Below are 13,512 nucleotides of genomic sequence, written 5' to 3'. Positions count from 1 at the left end.
GATGAGAGTCCTGGTGGCGAGCGCGAACCCGGTGGTACGGGCGGGGCTGACGGCGCTCCTCGGCGGCCGCGCGGACGTCCGCGTGGTGGCGGAGACCTCCGCCCCCGACGAGACCCTCGCCCGGGCCCGCCGCACCGCCCCGGACCTGATCCTCCTGGACGCCTCGACCCCGCTGCCCCCGCCGAGTTCGGTGGCCCCGGTCCTGCTCCTGGTCCACCCGGGGCAGGAGGCGCCGGAGGGGGTGTCCTGCCTGGTCCACGGGGCGTTCGTCCTGGACGACCTCTTACGGGCGATGCGTGCTACTGCACACACTGGCGCGGGCTCAACTGTCTCGAATATATTGCGTTTCAGAAATCCAGCTTCGCAAGTGCAACCAGATGTGGGACGGTTTGGCCTGAGTGCGAGGGAGGCGGAGGTGATGGACCTGATCGCGTCGGGCATGACCAACCAGCAGATCGCCGCCACCTGCTTCATCACCGAGAAGACCGTCAAGAACCACATCAACCGCATCTTCGCCAAACTCGACAGCACCACCCGCGGCGAAGCCATCGCCTCCTGGCTCGGCACGAGGACGGCGTCATGACTACCCACCGTGATTGGGCCTACGGACCCTGTGAACACCCCGCCCTCCAGGCGTACCCTGCCCGCGTCGCCGGACACGGAGGGGAACACCATGAACGACGCGCTGCTCAAGCTCCTGACCAAGGCCCGCGTACAGGCGGGGACTTGGTCCGACCGCAGGTCCGCCCGGAGGGGGGACCGGGGGCAGACGGCGGTGGAGTACCTGGGGATCATCGTGGTGGTGGTGGCGATCGTGGTCGCGATCACGGGGACGGACATCGGCCAGTCGATCAAGGGCGCCATCACCAAGAAGATCTCCGAGCTGACCGGCGGAGGTGGCGGCCAGGGCGGCGCGCACTAGCCGGCCTCCGGCGGGGTGACGAGGGGCAGGCCTTTCCCGTCTACATCGCGGTGATCGGGGGGCTGCTCTTCCTCGCGTTCGTCTACTTCGCCGTGGGGCAGGCGGCGGCCACCCGCAACGGTGGACAGACGGCGGCCGACGCCGCTGCGCTCGCCGCTGCACAGGACGCCCGCGAGCAACTGCGGGACGGCTGGCTCGACGTGATCCTGGATCCGGGTGCGTGGGACCGCTACCTGCAGGGCGAGGAGTACGACTCTGAACGCGCCTGCCAAAGGGCGGAGCTGTTCGCGTCGAAGAACGACGCTGAGCTCTGGGACACCGGTTGCACCGCCCTCGGGTCCGGTGAGGAAGGGTTCCGGGTCCAGATCCGCACCCTCGACGTGGTGGGCCTTCCCGGGGCGGCGAAACAACACGCGGTGGCGACAGCGACGGCCGTGCTCGAACCTCGCTGCTACTTCGACGCTCCAGAGCCGTCGCCCACGACTCCGGAGCCCAGCGGATCGGCGACACCGGAGCCGACCCCCACGCCCAGCCCTGAACCGGAGCCGATCACCGGCCTGTTCTGCGACGGCGTCGAGTGGACGATCGACCCCGACCACCCGAGCCTGCCCGACGCGGCCGAGCTCTTTTCCGTCCGACTGGCCGACTGACGAGCGAAGGACCCTGTTCCCATGAGTGTGCGGCACGTAACGAAGGCCGGTAGAGGGATGGCCGTGGTGGCCATCGCAGCCGGACTGGTTTTCGGCCTCTCCGCTTGCGGCGGCGAAGAGAAGCCGCAGCAGGACAAGCCGGCGTCGACCAAGTCGTCCTCCACAGCCGGTGGCAGCGGCGGGAACACCCAGCCGCAGTCCCAGGAGCCCGCGACGGTCCTCGCGGTGCTCAAAGGACAGGAGGGCCTTGAGCTCTCCGTCGAGTCGGCCAAGCGGGACGGTGGCGGATTCATCACCGTCTCCGGAAAGCTGAGGAACGTCGCCGACGCGACGGCGGTCATCCCACCCCAGGTGAACGGCAACGAGACCGAGGTCATCAAGCACGGAAGTTCGCTGGGGGGTGCCACCCTCGTCGACTCGGTCGGCAAGAAGCGCTACTACGTCCTCCGCGACACGGACGGCCGCCCCCTCACCACCACCGGCCTCGACAGCCTCGCCGCCGGCGCCTGGACCTCCGTCTTCATGCAGTTCCCCGCCCCACCCCCCACCACCACCGAGGTCTCCCTCCAGCTCCCCACCTTCGACCCCGCCACCATCAAGCTCTCCTGAGGGCGCAGCCATGACGACGACACCCCGCCGCCTCGCCGCTCTCACCGCCGGCATGGTCCTGCTGTCCGGCCTCGCGGGTCCCGCCGCGACGGCGCGGGCCGATGATCCGCCCGGATCGACGTCCAGCGCGTCCCCGCCGCCGCCCATCGACTCCAACGCGCCCGCGCTCATGCTCCCCGACGGCGCCACCCTCGCGCCCGCGAAGATCCTCGACATCAAGCAGATCGTCGAGGAGGAGGGCGGCGAGCAGCGGCGTGAGGACACCAACGTGGACGTGACGTTCGCGCTGCAGGCCGAAGTGCTGTTCGCGAAGGACAGCGCCAAGCTGAGCCCCGCCGCCACCGCCCGGATCGCCGCCATCGCCGTGGAGATCAACAAGCAGGGGTCCGGCCGGGTCCGCGTCTTCGGGTTCACCGACGACCTCGGGTCGTACGAGCACGGCCTCAAGCTCTCCAAGGCGCGCGCCGACGCCGTGCAGCTGGAGCTGGCGAGGAACCTCGACGCGGGGACGACCTTCGACATCCGCGGCTACAGCGAGGACTACCCGATCGCCGACAACTCCACCGAGGAGGGGCGGAAGAAGAACCGCCGCGTCGAGGTGTCCTTCCCACGGACCTCGGGATCCTCGGGCGGCGGCGGGTAGCGGCCGATGCGCAGGGTCCTGGCCGCCGCGCTCGCCGTCGGGGTGCTGGGCGGAGCCGCCCCCCGCCCCGGCGCCCCGGCGGCGTACCGCACCGCCCCCGACGCCCGCCCCGTCCGCTCCGGGGCGGAGCTGCCGGGGCCCGGCACGTACCTCGACGAGATAGCGCGCGGGGAGACGCACACGTACCGCCTCCGGCTCGACGGCGGCTCGGACGTCTTCCTCTCCGCCGTCCTCGCCCCCGAGCCCGGCAGCGAGGTCGACGTCGTGGACGGCCTCTCGCTCTCGCTGCGCACCGCCTCCGGCGCGCCCTGCGGTCCGCCCAACGACATCCGCTTCTACGGGGACACCGCCCGGCCCGTCGCCGACTACGTCAGCCGGCGCGTCGAGCCGGGGCGGCCCTGCCAGGAGCCGGGGGAGTACGTGCTGGTGGTCGAGGGCGTCGGCCGCGCCCTGGGCGCGGTGCGGCGGCGGACCGTCGAGATCGGGTACGTCGCCGAGTCCGGAGGCGGCGGCACGGGCGGCACCGGTGCCGCGCCCACCGGCTGGCGCACCGAGCCGCCCGCCGGCCTCGGCGACGGCCCCTCCGCCGGCACCGCCCGGGGCGGCACCGGCTTCAACGACGCCGCCCCGGTCGGCGACGGCACCTGGCGCGACGAGCTGCTGCCGGGGGAGAGCCGCTTCTACCGGGTGCCGGTGGCCTGGGGGCAGCAGCTCTTCGTCCAGGCCCGGTTCGCGAACGGGACGCCCCCGCCCGGCCGTTCCGCCCTCCCGGACGGGCTGCGGCTCGCGCTCTACAACCCCGCGCGCGGCGCCGTCGACGAACGCAAGGCGCTGTACACGGGTGCCCCGGCCACGCTCTTCCTCGCCACCGCCCCGGCCGCCTACGCCAACCGCACCCAGGGCGCCACGGAGGCCGCGAGCGCCATGCGCTTCGAGGGGGCGTACTACGTCCAGCTGGCGCTCGACCGCCGCGCCCCCGGCCCCGTCGCCCTGGCGCTCGACCTCGGCCACCTCCCCTCGGAGGAGGGTGGGGGAGAGCGAGAGGGCGGGGCCGGCGGGCGGGAGCCGGATCCCGTCCTCCGGGCCGTCGGCATCGCCGGCATCACCACCGGCACCGTCCTGGTCGCCGGCCTCGGCGCCTGGCCCGTCGTCACCCGCCGGCGCCGACGCCCCCGGGGCCGGCACGCGGCGGCGCCCCGAGAGACCCGAGCGCCTCTCTGATCGTGGCCGTCATCCGGTCCGGGCGGTCGAACACCTCCCGTGCCGTGAAGCGCAGCACCCGGCGCACCCCCGGGCAGCTCTGCAGCTCGTTGAAGCGCCGGACGTCCCGCTCGTGGGCCTCCCGGGTGCCGTGGAAGGCGAAGCCCTCGATCTCGACGACCAGTCCCGCCGCGCGGAAGTAGAAGTCCGGGTGCAGGGCGCGGCCCGCGCCCGAGCGGAGGGCGGGCTGCACCTCGGGGAACAGGCCCGCGTCCCCCATCCGCAGCCGGGCGACCGTCTCCGCGGGCGAGCCCGACCCCGGACGGGCCAGCGGCAGCCAGCGCCGGGCCCGCGGCGCACCCGGGCGGCGGGGCACCGCGAGCGCCGCCGCCAGCTCCTCCCGGCCGACCAACGGCTCCCGCCGGCGGCCCGCCACGCAGCGGCGGGAGAGCGCCGAGTCCGCGACCACCACCGCCTCCTCGCGGATGGCGGCGGCCCGTATCAGGTCGGCGACCGTCCGGGCCGGGCCCGTCACCCGCAGCCCTCGCCGCACGACGCAGTCACGGTCCGTCAGCCCGGCCGTCCCGTGCACATGGATCCGGCCACCGGAAGCGCCGCCTCCGGGCGCGGTGAACTCCAGTGGCTCCGGCCCGTCCGCCCCTCTCGCTCCGTCCGCGAGCAGCTCGATGCGGTGCAGGGCCGCCGCCGTGCGGTGGCTGCACACGAGCTCGGGGCGGAGCAGCTGGACCGCGCCGGCCCGCACCCTCCAGTCCACCTCCTTCCCCGGGACCGCCCACGCGCCCCGGCAGATCCGCTGCCACCCGTCCCCGCGCAGCCGCACGGCCAGCCGGCCCCGCGGCCAGCCCGCCGCGAGTGCCCACACCGTGAGCAGCACCCCGCCCCGGGCGAGTGTCACCAACTCGTACATACGAGCAACGATCCACGGATGGGGGACCTTTCGCACCCCCTGTGGAAAAGCAGGCATAAGACGTCGTCAGGAAAGCGCAAAAGTGACGGGACGGGGTACTTCAGGAGGAGCATGCTGGTCGGAAGAGCAACAGCTACAGAGCGCTTTCGAAGTCCGAAATGGGCAGCCGATGACGACCACGACCCCGAGTGTCCAACTGGTCAGCGACCTCGTCGCCCGGATCCCCGAGTTCCGTGACGCGTACGAGTCGCACGTCTTCACCCAGGGCGGCGTCCTGCCGCACGTCTTCTTCTGGGACGTGGTCCAGGGAACCGTCAGCTCCTTCCTGGAGGACCAGGACCGCTGGCGGCGCACCCTGGACTTCCTCGAGGAACAGTGCTGCCGGGGCGTCCTCGGCATCGACGAGGTGATCGTCACCTCCTTCCTCGGCGACCTGCCCTCCCCGCCGGAGCCGGGGCACGAGATCGCGGGGCAGCTCGGCCCGGTCCTCTCGGCGAAGTTCCTGAGGATCCGGCCCCTGGGCTGAGCGGACCGGGTGCCCGCCGGGGCGCCCGGCCGGTCCGGACATAATCGATCGCATGTCCCGCACCACCCCCGCCCCGCCCTGGGCCGCCCTCGGCGGCTATGCCGCCACCCGTCTGGTGGGCCTCGCCGTGCTCGCCGCCTTCGCGGCGGCCACCGGCAAGGACGGGCTGCACCGGCTCATGGGGCGCTGGGACGCGGTCTGGTACACCCGGATCGCCGAGCACGGCTACGGCCACCAGGTCACCCTGCCCGACGGCGGCGTCCACGCCGACCTCGCCTTCTTCCCGCTCTTCCCCGCCCTCGAACGGGCCGTCTCCGCCGTCCTGCCCGTCGACGCGGCCACCGCCGGACTGCTCGTCTCCTGGGCCGCCTCGCTCGCCGCCGCCTGGGGCATCCACGAGGTCGGCGCCCATGTGGCCGGGAAGCGCGCCGGGGTGGTGCTGGCCGTCCTGTGGGGGGTGTACCCGACGGCGTTCGTGCAGTCGATGGCGTACACGGAGACGCTCTTCACCGCGCTCGCCGCCTGGTCGGTGCTCGCCGTGCTGCGCGGGCGCTGGATCGTGGCCGGCGCGCTGTGCGTGCTCGCCGGGCTCACCCGGCCGACCGCCGCCGCGCTGATCGCCGCGATCGGGATCACCGCCCTGGTCACGGTGGTGCGGGAGCGCCGGCTGCGGGCCTCCGTCGCCGTGGGCGCCCTGCTCGCGCCGCTCGGCTGGCTCGCGTACATCGTCTACGTCGGTCTCCGGCAGGGCAGCGCGACGGCCTACTTCGACGTGCAGGCCGCCTGGGGCAACTCCATCGACGGGGGCGTCGCCCTCGCCCGCTTCATCGCCGGGCTGCCCTGGCCCGCCGGGCTCGGCCTGTGCGCGGCGCTCGGACTGCTCGGCTGGCTGGTCGCCCTGTGCGTGCGGCAGCGGCAGCCGCTCCCGCTGCTCGTCTACACGGTCGCCGTGGTCGTGATCTCGCTGGTCGGCGCCGCCTACTTCGGCTCCCGGCCGCGCCTGATGATGCCGGCGTTCGGTCTGCTGCTGCCGCCCGCGGTGGCCCTGGCCCGGCTCCGGACCCGTACCGCGGTGCCGGTCCTCGCCGCGCTGGCCCTGGCCTCGGCGGTCTACGGGGCGTTCACGCTGCTGGGCTCCGGCCCGCCGTAACGGTCCACCGTGACCCGTACGCCCCGGCGCAGCCCCCACTCCGCCATCGCGCCGCCCGCCGCCTCCAGGACGTGCCGGCCGCGCGGGCGGATCATGCCGAGCCGGCCGGGCCGCATGGTGACCACGTCGAGGACGGTCAGCGAGCGGTCCAGGTAGGCGACGTCGAGGGGGAAGCGCATGCCGAAGGTGTGCACGCTGTTGGTCGGCGTGATGAGCAGCGCGCCGTCGATCCCGTCCCGCCCGAGCAGCCCCCGCCGCCGGGCCCGATAGGAAGCGGCGATCTCCAAAGGCACCGCCCCGCCCGGCGTTTCCAGCACCCCCGGCCCGTCCCGCCAGGTCCGCCGCGCCGCCCATCCGGACGCCCACCCCGGCGCCCAGCCCGACGCCCGTCCCGAAGTCCGTCCCGAAGTCCGCCCCATGGGCCAGACCCTAGCCCTAGGGTCGCTCCGTGGACGCCGTCTCGCTCGCACTCGTCACCGCCGCCGCCCTGTGGGGCGCGGCGGCCGGCCGGCTCGTCCCCCGGGCCGCGTACCGGCTCTCCGTCGCCCCGGACGAGCCGTGGCGCGACCGCTGCCCGGCCGGGCACCCCTTCGCCGGTCCGGCCCGCGGCTGGCTGGGCGGCCCGGGGCGGGCCCGGTGCGCGACCACGCCCGCGCCGCTGACCGCTCCGCTGCTCACGGCGCTGGTCTGCGCCGCGCTCGCCGCGGCCGCCGACGGGCCCCGGCCCGAGCTCCTGGTCTGGCTGTTCGCCGCCCCGTTCGGCACCCTGCTCGCCTGGGTGGACCTGCGCGTCCACCGGCTGCCCGACCGGCTGACCCTGCCGCTCGCCGGGGCGCTGCCCCTGCTGCTCGCGGTCGCCGCCCTCCTGCCGTACGCGGCGGGGTCCTGGCTCCACGCCCTGCTGGGCGCGCTCGCCCTCGGCGGCGGCTATCTGCTGCTCTTCCTGATCCACCCCGACGGCATGGGCTTCGGCGACGTGAAACTGGCCGTCCCGCTCGGCGCCGCCCTCGGCTGGTACGGCTGGGGGGTGCTGTTCGCGGGGGCCTTCGCGGGCTTCCTGCTCGGCTCGCTGTACGGCCTCGGACTCGTCCTCACCCGGCGGGCGGGCCGGGGTTCCGCGATCCCCTTCGGCCCCTTCATGCTCGGCGGCGCCCTCCTCGGCCTGCTCCTCGGCGCGTTCACCGCCACCCCCTGAAAGGCCCGCCCCGGGGCCGCTCCGGCCCTAGCATCACCCCATATGCGGACAATCGTTGAGAAACCGGCATCGACTCGGCACGGGTCGGACCTCCCCGCCCCCACCCCCTGGTACCGCCGCCCCGGCGTCCTGCCCTGGGTCTGGGCGCTCGGCCTCTGCCTGCTCTACGCGACCGTCGCCGTACGCCGCCACCAGCTCCTGCGCACCACCGGCTACGACCTCGGCATCTTCGAACAGGCCGTCCGCGCCTACGCCGAACTCCGGGCTCCCGTCGCCCCCTTGCGCGGCGAGGGCTTCAACCTCCTCGGCGACCACTTCCACCCCCTGCTCGCCGCCCTCGCCCCGCTCTACCGCCTCTGGCCCTCACCCCTCACCCTGCTCGTCGTCCAGTCCGCGCTCCTCGCGCTCGCCGTCGTCCCGCTCGCCCGCTGGGCCGCCCGCGCGCTCGGCCGCCGCGCCGCCCACGCCGTCGCCGCCGGGTACGGACTGAGCTGGGGCGTCGCCTCCGCCGCCGCCTTCGACTTCCACGAGGTCGCCCTCGCCGTACCGCTCCTCGCCTTCTCCCTGGAAGCCCTCGGCCACCGGCGCTGGCGGGCCGCCGTCGGCTGGGCCGCGCCCCTGCTCCTGGTCAAGGAGGACCTCGGGCTCACCCTCGCCGCCGTCGGCGGCTACATCGCCCTGAAGGGCCGCACCGACCGGCGCGCGCTCCGCCTCGGCCTCGCCACCGTCGCCGCGGGCCTGCTCGGCTCGTTCCTGGAGATCAAGGTCCTGCTGCCCGCCCTCGACCCCACCGGCGGCTACGCCCACGGCGGCAACCTCGCCGCCGCCCACGGCTCGCTCCTCGGTGCGCTGGCCCACGCCCCGCTCGACCTGCTGCGCCCCGAGACGAAGGCCACCACCCTCGTGCTCGTCTTCGCCCCGTCCGCGCTGCTCGCCCTGCGCTCCCCGCTCGCGCTGATCGCCCTGCCCACCCTCGCCTGGCGGATGGCCTCGGAGAACGGCTTCCACTGGAGCACCGCCTTCCACTACAGCGCGATCCTCATGCCCGTCGTCTTCGCCGGCCTCGTGGACGTCCTCGGCCGGGAGACCGACCCCCGCCGGCTCCGCGCCCCGCTCGCCACCGTGCTCGCCGTGACGGCGGTGCTGCTGCCCTCGTTCCCGCTGGCCCAGCTCGCCCAGCGGGCCACCTGGCACACCCCCGGGCACGTACGGGCCGCCCGCGCCCTGCTCGACGAGATCCCCGACGGCGCCACCGTCGCCGCGTCCAACCGGCTCGCCCCGCAGCTCACCTCGCGCTGCACCGTCGTCCTCTTCCCGACCTTCCCGGTCGGCGGGCGGCTCTACGCCTACCCCCGCGGGGACCTGCCTGCGCCGACCGCCGAGTGGATCGTCCACGACAGCGAGACCCCCGAGGCCTGGCCGTACAAGCCGGGGCACTGGCCCTACCCGCTGCCCCAGCAGCTCGCCGAGCTCCGGGCCGCGCAGCGCGAGCACGGTTACGAGCTGGTCGCCCGCCGTGACGGCATCACGCTGCTGCACCGCACGGGGACCCCGCGCACCCCGTCCTGACCTGCGGCGCCCCGTCAACCGGGCGACCCTGCGCGGGGGTCCCCCGTGGGAGGTACCGATTCCGCCGCCACGCCCGGGCGCAAACCCGCCACCGGGCCCTACAGCCCTTGTGCCGCTTGGCCTCCACCGAATCCGCGACCCGCCGGTCGGCGCACGTGGCACGCAGCACGACTAATGAAGGGTTATGGTGGAAACCCCCCCTCGGGCCGGTCCGTATCCCCCCCACGGACCGGCCCGTTTTTCTTGCCTCCCGGCTCCCCGGGGACGTCCCCCGGGTCGCCCTGCGGGCGTCAGCCCCGGCCGGCCCAGATGTTGGTGCCCTCGGTGTCGACGGCGAAGGAGTCGATCTCCTTCAGCTCCTCCTCCGACAGCGGGGCCGCGGCGAGGGCCGCGACGTTCTCCTCCAGCTGGGCCACGCTCGACGCACCGATCAGCGCCGAGGTCATCCGCTCGTCCCGCAGCACCCACGACAGCGCGAGCTGCGCCAGCGACTGCCCGCGGCTCTCGGCGATGTCCGCCAGGCCGCGCAGCCGGCGCAGCACCTCGTCCGACAGCAGGTTCGGGTCGAGGGACTTGCCCTGGGTGGCCCGGGAGCCCTCGGGGATGCCCTTCAGGTACTTGTTGGTGAGCAGGCCCTGGGCCAGCGGCACGAAGGAGATGCAGCCCATGCCGGCCGCCTCCAGGGTGTCGAGCAGGCCGTCGTCCTCGGTCCAGCGGTTGATCATGGAGTACGAGGGCTGGTGGATCAGGGCCGGGACGCCCATCTCCCTGAGGATCCGCGCGGCCTCGGCGGTCTGCTCGCTCGTGTAGGAGGAGACGCCCACGTACAGCGCCTTGCCCTGCTGGACGGCGGAGGCGAGCGCCCCCATCGTCTCCTCCAGCGGGGTGTGCGGGTCGAAGCGGTGCGAGTAGAAGATGTCGACGTAGTCGAGGCCCATCCGCTTCAGGGAGGCGTCGAGCGAGGACATCAGGTACTTGCGGGAGCCCCACTCGCCGTACGGGCCGGGGTGCATCTCGTACCCCGCCTTGGTCGAGACGATCAGCTCGTCGCGGTAGGGCGCGAAGTCCTGGGCGAAGAGCTTGCCGAAGTTCAGCTCGGCGGAGCCGGGCGGCGGCCCGTAGTTGTTCGCCAGGTCGAAGTGGGTCACGCCCAGGTCGAAGGCGCGGCGCAGGATCGCCCGCTGGGAGGCGAGTGAACGGTCGTCGCCGAAGTTGTGCCAGAGGCCGAGGGAGATGGCGGGGAGCTTGAGGCCACTGCGGCCGGTGCGCCGGTACTCCATGGAGTCGTAGCGGTTCGAGGCTGCCTGGTACAGGGGGGAATCAGTCACGTATCTCTCCCTATCACGGACTTGTGACAGTCCCGGGCTGGGAGCCCGTGACCCGTGCGCAGTAATGTGGCGGCTTCGGGGGGCCGACACTCATGGAGGGGTAAAGAACGGTGAACCTGCGTGACCTGGTGTACGGGCTGTACGCACGCCGGGTGGAAGGCCGACTCGACCACGCCCAGGTGCCCAAGCACATCGGTGTCATCCTCGACGGCAACCGCCGCTGGGCCAAGGCCGCCGGCGGCACCCCCGAGCAGGGTCACAAGGCCGGCGCGGACAAGATCCAGGAACTGCTCGGCTGGTGCTCCGAGACGGACGTCGAGGTCGTCACGCTCTGGATGCTCTCCACCGACAACCTGAACCGTCCCGAGGAGCAGCTGGTCCCGCTGCTCGCGATCATCGAGGGAGCGGTCCGCGCGCTCGCCGCCGACGGCCGCTGGCGGGTGCACCACGTGGGCACCATGGACCTCCTGCCGGCCCGCACCCAGTCCGTGCTGAAGGAGGCCGAGCAGGCCACCCACGACAACACGGGGATACTCGTGAACGTCGCGGTGGGCTACGGCGGCCGCCAGGAGATCGCCGACGCGGTCCGCTCGCTGCTCCTGGAGCACGCGGAGAAGGGGACGAGCTTCGAGGAGCTCGCCGAGATCGTCGACGTCGAGCACATCTCCGAGCACCTCTACACCCGCGGTCAGCCCGACCCGGACCTGGTGATCCGCACCAGCGGCGAGCAGCGGCTGTCCGGATTCATGCTGTGGCAGAGCGCGCACTCCGAGTACTACTTCTGTGAAGTGCACTGGCCGGCCTTCCGCAAGGTCGACTTCCTGCGCGCGCTGCGCGACTACGCGGCCCGGCACCGCCGCTTCGGTTCCTGAGCCGCGGACGGCCCCACCCGGACCACGCGGACCCCCAGGACCCCCGGGACCAGCCGCACCTCCTGTCACCCCTTGTTCACGAACACGCCGTCATATGCCTCGGCATGACGGCGTGTGTTCGAGGGCATATCCCTGGTGAAGTGAGCGGCACGGAGACCGCCACCCGGGAGGCCCTTTGCACCAGGACGACCGTGCAGGACATGTACGGACGAAGCGGAGGGCCGGAGCTCGGCCCGCGCATCGCGGCCTGAGCCCGGTCCCATTCCGCAGCGACGGCGGCTCCACCGTGGGCGGAGCCGTCGCACCCCGACCTCACAGGGGTGCTCGAAGGGGGTCTGTCCTTCCGTGGTGACCAGCACTAAGCGCCGCTTGTCCGACAGGCGCACCTATGTTCTCGACACCAGCGTCCTGCTGGCCGACCCGAGCGCGATGTCCCGCTTCGAGGAGCACGAGGTCGTGCTCCCGATCGTCGTGGTCACCGAGCTGGAGGCCAAGAGGCACCACCCCGAGCTCGGCTACTTCGCGCGGCAGGCCCTGCGCCTCCTCGACGACTTCCGGGTCCGGTACGGGCGCCTCGACTCCCCCCTCCCCATCGGGGAGCTGGGCGGCACGCTCCGCGTCGAACTCAACCACTCGGACCCCGGCGTCCTCCCGGCGGGCTACCGGCTGGGGGACAACGACTCACGGATCCTCGCGGTCGCGCGCAACCTGCAGGCGGAGGGGTACGACGTCACGGTCGTCTCCAAGGACCTGCCGCTGCGCATCAAGGCGTCCTCGGTCGGGCTCCTCGCCGAGGAGTACCGGGCGGAACTCGCCATCACGGACTCCGGCTGGACGGGCATGTCCGAGCTGGCCCTCTCGGCGGACCAGATCGACATCCTCTACGACCAGGAGACGCTGTACGTGCCGGAGGCGGCCGAGCTGCCCGTGCACACCGGTCTGGTGCTCCAGTCCGAGCGCGGCAAGGCGCTCGGCCGGGTCGCGGCCGACGGCGGCGTCCGGCTGGTGCGCGGCGACCGGGAGGCCTTCGGGATCCGCGGCCGCAGCGCCGAGCAGCGGATCGCGCTCGACCTGCTGCTCGACCCGGACGTCGGCATCGTCTCGATGGGCGGCCGGGCCGGCACCGGCAAGTCGGCGCTCGCGCTCTGCGCGGGCCTGGAGGCGGTCCTGGAGCGCCGTCAGCACCAGAAGGTGATGGTCTTCCGTCCGCTGTACGCGGTCGGCGGCCAGGAGCTCGGCTACCTGCCCGGCACCGAGGCCGAGAAGATGAGCCCCTGGGCCCAGGCGGTCTTCGACACCCTCTCGTCCGTGGCGGGCCGCGAGGTGATCGAGGAGGTGCTCGGCCGCGGGATGCTGGAGGTGCTCCCGCTCACCCACATCCGCGGCCGCTCGCTGCACGATGCGTTCGTCATCGTGGACGAGGCCCAGTCCCTGGAGCGGAACGTCCTGTTGACCGTTCTGTCCCGGATCGGGGCGAATTCCCGGGTGGTCCTGACCCATGACGTCGCCCAGCGCGACAACCTGCGGGTCGGGCGGTACGACGGAGTCGTCGCCGTGGTCGAGAAGTTGAAGGGGCATCCGCTCTTCGCGCACGTCACGCTCACCCGCTCCGAGCGCTCGCAGATCGCCGCGCTCGTGACCGAAATGCTGGAGGACGGGCAGATCTGACCCGAATCGCACCGCAGTTGGCGCCGCCCGGCAAAGCGCAGGAGCTTAGCCGGGCGGCGTCGTGTTGTCCGCCGTATCGGCCAAAACCCGTGCACCTGTTCAGGTGTGAGCTTTCACACGCAGTACGGAATTGCCTTGCGGTACGGGCGTCCGGCAGAGTCTTGCTTCCGTCAGGCCCCGCATACGGCACACGTGCACCCTCAGGGGTGCGGCACCACACAACTGAACAGCCGTCAGCCGTATGCCGCCCAC

General features: G+C 73.1%; 14 protein-coding genes and 1 pseudogene. 12 read left to right on the top strand and 3 right to left on the bottom strand.

Translation table 11 applies throughout. From position 1 onward, the window contains the following. The first annotated feature begins 1 nt into the window (after position 1). The 6 genes and pseudogenes from ABD981_RS15005 to ABD981_RS14980 all read left to right on the top strand — a co-directional run bounded on the left by ABD981_RS15005 (position 2) and on the right by ABD981_RS14980 (position 4,045). Positions 2-583, top strand: a complete 582-nt coding sequence (locus ABD981_RS15005) for a response regulator transcription factor (RefSeq protein WP_240495353.1) — start codon at positions 2-4, stop codon at positions 581-583. A gap of 90 nt (positions 584-673) precedes the next feature. Then, positions 674-922: a Flp family type IVb pilin gene (locus ABD981_RS15000; protein WP_240495352.1), complete on the top strand. Its 249-nt coding sequence runs from the start codon at positions 674-676 to the stop codon at positions 920-922. 35 nt (positions 923-957) lie between these two features. Continuing rightward, positions 958-1,572, top strand: a pseudogene (locus tag ABD981_RS14995) (pilus assembly protein TadG-related protein); the annotation flags it as partial. A 57-nt stretch (positions 1,573-1,629) separates the two neighbouring features. Continuing rightward, entirely contained in the window at positions 1,630-2,181 is a 552-nt protein-coding gene (locus ABD981_RS14990; protein ID WP_240495350.1) for a hypothetical protein, read from the top strand. A gap of 10 nt (positions 2,182-2,191) precedes the next feature. Further along, positions 2,192-2,824 carry an OmpA family protein gene (locus ABD981_RS14985; RefSeq protein WP_123954827.1) on the top strand — a complete coding sequence of 211 codons (633 nt, stop codon included), beginning with the start codon at positions 2,192-2,194 and terminating at the stop codon, positions 2,822-2,824. Positions 2,825-2,830: 6 nt separating this feature from the next. Beyond that, positions 2,831-4,045, top strand: a complete 1,215-nt coding sequence (locus ABD981_RS14980) for a hypothetical protein (RefSeq protein ID WP_046909819.1) — start codon at positions 2,831-2,833, stop codon at positions 4,043-4,045. Here the strand turns inward: ABD981_RS14980 and ABD981_RS14975 are convergent. Further along, positions 3,975-4,952 carry a DUF559 domain-containing protein gene (locus ABD981_RS14975; protein WP_046909818.1) on the bottom strand — a complete coding sequence of 326 codons (978 nt, stop codon included), beginning with the start codon at positions 4,950-4,952 and terminating at the stop codon, positions 3,975-3,977. The genes ABD981_RS14980 and ABD981_RS14975 overlap by 71 nt on opposite strands. A gap of 169 nt (positions 4,953-5,121) precedes the next feature. Here ABD981_RS14975 and ABD981_RS14970 point away from each other — a divergent pair, with 169 nt between their 5' ends. Both ABD981_RS14970 and ABD981_RS14965 read left to right on the top strand, forming a co-directional pair. After that, on the top strand, positions 5,122-5,478 hold the full coding sequence (locus ABD981_RS14970; protein WP_046909817.1) for a hypothetical protein: 357 nt from the start codon (positions 5,122-5,124) through the stop codon (positions 5,476-5,478). Between the two features lie 52 nt (positions 5,479-5,530). Beyond that, positions 5,531-6,628 carry a hypothetical protein gene (locus ABD981_RS14965; protein ID WP_123954826.1) on the top strand — a complete coding sequence of 366 codons (1,098 nt, stop codon included), beginning with the start codon at positions 5,531-5,533 and terminating at the stop codon, positions 6,626-6,628. Here the strand turns inward: ABD981_RS14965 and ABD981_RS14960 are convergent. Beyond that, a complete protein-coding gene (locus ABD981_RS14960) occupies positions 6,589-6,915 on the bottom strand; it encodes a DUF192 domain-containing protein (protein ID WP_382748341.1) in 327 nt (108 codons plus the stop codon). The two genes, ABD981_RS14965 and ABD981_RS14960, sit on opposite strands and share 40 nt — an antisense overlap. 161 nt (positions 6,916-7,076) lie before the next feature. Here ABD981_RS14960 and ABD981_RS14955 point away from each other — a divergent pair, with 161 nt between their 5' ends. Together ABD981_RS14955 and ABD981_RS14950 are read left to right on the top strand one after the other, a co-directional pair. After that, on the top strand, positions 7,077-7,823 hold the full coding sequence (locus ABD981_RS14955; protein WP_046909814.1) for a prepilin peptidase: 747 nt from the start codon (positions 7,077-7,079) through the stop codon (positions 7,821-7,823). Between the two features lie 42 nt (positions 7,824-7,865). Continuing rightward, entirely contained in the window at positions 7,866-9,392 is a 1,527-nt protein-coding gene (locus ABD981_RS14950) for a DUF2079 domain-containing protein (RefSeq protein WP_123954824.1), read from the top strand. A 290-nt stretch (positions 9,393-9,682) separates the two neighbouring features. Here the strand turns inward: ABD981_RS14950 and mgrA are convergent, their stop codons facing one another. Further along, entirely contained in the window at positions 9,683-10,720 is a 1,038-nt protein-coding gene (gene mgrA / locus ABD981_RS14945; protein WP_123954823.1) for an L-glyceraldehyde 3-phosphate reductase, read from the bottom strand. Positions 10,721-10,830: 110 nt separating this feature from the next. Between mgrA and ABD981_RS14940 the strand changes: the two genes are divergently transcribed. Both ABD981_RS14940 and phoH2 read left to right on the top strand, forming a co-directional pair. After that, the gene (locus ABD981_RS14940) at positions 10,831-11,592 is read left to right on the top strand and encodes an isoprenyl transferase (RefSeq protein WP_046909812.1); all 762 of its coding nucleotides are present in this window, start codon (positions 10,831-10,833) and stop codon (positions 11,590-11,592) included. 345 nt (positions 11,593-11,937) lie between these two features. Beyond that, positions 11,938-13,260, top strand: coding sequence for an RNA 5'-3' helicase PhoH2 (gene phoH2 / locus ABD981_RS14935; RefSeq protein WP_123954822.1), 1,323 nt, complete (start codon positions 11,938-11,940; stop codon positions 13,258-13,260). Positions 13,261-13,512: the final 252 nt, after the last annotated feature.

The sequence above is a fragment of the Streptomyces showdoensis genome, assembly GCF_039535475.1.
GTDB classification, from domain to species: Bacteria; Actinomycetota; Actinomycetes; order Streptomycetales; family Streptomycetaceae; genus Streptomyces; species Streptomyces showdoensis.
The sequence above is the reverse complement of the archived record's forward strand: the minus strand, read 5'-3'. Positions and strand labels throughout refer to the sequence as shown.

Coding starts and splice junctions, on each gene's coding strand:
- ABD981_RS14985 (WP_123954827.1), top strand. CDS start 2,192: ATGACGACGACACCCCGCCGCCTCGCCGCTCTCACCGCCGGCATGGTC.
- ABD981_RS14965 (WP_123954826.1), top strand. CDS start 5,531: ATGTCCCGCACCACCCCCGCCCCGCCCTGGGCCGCCCTCGGCGGCTAT.
- ABD981_RS14950 (WP_123954824.1), top strand. CDS start 7,866: ATGCGGACAATCGTTGAGAAACCGGCATCGACTCGGCACGGGTCGGAC.
- ABD981_RS15005 (WP_240495353.1), top strand. CDS start 2: ATGAGAGTCCTGGTGGCGAGCGCGAACCCGGTGGTACGGGCGGGGCTG.
- ABD981_RS14990 (WP_240495350.1), top strand. CDS start 1,630: ATGGCCGTGGTGGCCATCGCAGCCGGACTGGTTTTCGGCCTCTCCGCT.
- ABD981_RS15000 (WP_240495352.1), top strand. CDS start 674: ATGAACGACGCGCTGCTCAAGCTCCTGACCAAGGCCCGCGTACAGGCG.
- ABD981_RS14975 (WP_046909818.1), bottom strand. CDS start 4,952: ATGTACGAGTTGGTGACACTCGCCCGGGGCGGGGTGCTGCTCACGGTG.
- ABD981_RS14980 (WP_046909819.1), top strand. CDS start 2,831: ATGCGCAGGGTCCTGGCCGCCGCGCTCGCCGTCGGGGTGCTGGGCGGA.
- ABD981_RS14970 (WP_046909817.1), top strand. CDS start 5,122: ATGACGACCACGACCCCGAGTGTCCAACTGGTCAGCGACCTCGTCGCC.